The sequence below is a fragment of the Kitasatospora sp. NPDC057512 genome, assembly GCF_042802135.1.
Lineage (GTDB): Bacteria > Actinomycetota > Actinomycetes > Streptomycetales > Streptomycetaceae > Kitasatospora.
The window spans coordinates 1-1283 of record NZ_JBHVET010001247.1 but is presented as its reverse complement, the minus strand read 5'-3'; the positions used below and the strand labels follow the sequence as shown (position 1 = coordinate 1283).

Annotated in this window: 1 protein-coding gene and 1 pseudogene; one reads left to right on the top strand and one right to left on the bottom strand. The window is 75.2% G+C overall.

What is annotated here, in order from left to right; translation table 11 throughout:
- Positions 1-102: 102 nt before the first annotated feature.
- The gene (locus ACFU6K_RS39240; RefSeq protein WP_380671493.1) at positions 103-630 is read right to left on the bottom strand and encodes a MarR family winged helix-turn-helix transcriptional regulator; all 528 of its coding nucleotides are present in this window, start codon (positions 628-630) and stop codon (positions 103-105) included.
- Between the two features lie 189 nt (positions 631-819).
- Between ACFU6K_RS39240 and ACFU6K_RS39235 the strand changes: the two are divergent.
- A pseudogene (locus tag ACFU6K_RS39235) lies at positions 820-1283 on the top strand (MFS transporter); the annotation flags it as partial.

Genomic DNA, 1283 nt, shown 5'->3' with positions numbered 1-1283 from the left:
CCCCCAGCCACGCCCCCGGCCCGGCCGGCGCCTCCCGCCGGCCGGGCCACCGGGCCGCGAGGGCCACCGGTGTCGCGACGACCGCTGGAAACCGCCCGAGCGCTACGAGGGCTGCGCCGACGCGGAAGTCCGGCCTTCCGCCGTCCCCTCCTGAGCGAGCATCACCTTCCGCAGCAGGTCCGCCAGCGTGCGCCGCTCCTCCTCGGACAGCACCCCCAGCAGCCGCTGCTCCTCCCGGCCCACCACGTCCAGGGCCTTGCGCCAGGCGGCGCGCCCGGCCTCGGTCAGGACGATGTCGACCTTCCGGCGGTCCTCCGTGGACGGCGTGCGCAGGACGAAGCCGCGCCGCTCCAGGGTCTCCAGCCGCCCGGTGACCGAGGCCGGGGCGAGGTTGAGGTCGGCCCGCAGGTCGGAGGGGGCGGCGTGGCCGCCGCGGCCGGCCAGCACGTGCAGGGTGTCGAACTCGTGCTTGTGCAGGCCGTAGTCGGCGACGCCCTGTTCGCGGACCCGGCCGAGGTGGCGGGTGAGCCGCCACATCCGGGTGACGGAGGCCTCGATGACCGGGTCGAGGTCGGGCAGCACCGGTTGCCAGCGGTCGACATGACCGTCCGTCCAGTCGCGGGGCTCCATCCGGTCGCGGGGCGGAGTGTGCTGTTCGGAAGGGTGCTCGGCCATGGGAGGAGTCTACAAACCGCCACAGAAACGACGGCATCAAAATATTCGTTGCCGAAATTTCGTCATCGAAATACAGTGCGGCGCGTGACAGCACACCCCTTGAGCCTGAGCGGCTTCCGCCTGCTCTTCATCGGTCGGACGGCGGGCGCGGTGGGCCTGCTGGTCGGCTCGCTGGTCGCCGCACGGCTGCGGCCCCGCCGCCCGGTCCTGGCCGGCAACCTCGCCCTCGCGCTGTACGGGCTGCCGCTGCTCGCGCTCGCCCTCCCCGCCCCGGCGCCGGTCGCGGTGGCGGCGCAGGCGGTGGCGATGGCCGGGCTGGGCTTCCTCAACCCGGTCTGGGAGACGGTGGTCCAGCAGGACTTCCCGCCGGGGACGCCGGCCCGGGTCACCTCCTACGACTGGCTGCTCTCGCTGGCCGCCGCCCCGCTCGGCTACGTCCTGGCCCCGTTGGCCGCCGGGGCGTGGGGCGACCGGGTGCCGCTGCTGGCGGCGGCGGTGCTGGTGACGGTGGTCTGCGCGGGCACGGCGGCGGTGCCCGGCGTCCGGCGGTACGACGCCCGACGGACAACCGTGCCCGAGCCCGGGCCGCCGACCGAACGGCCACCGGC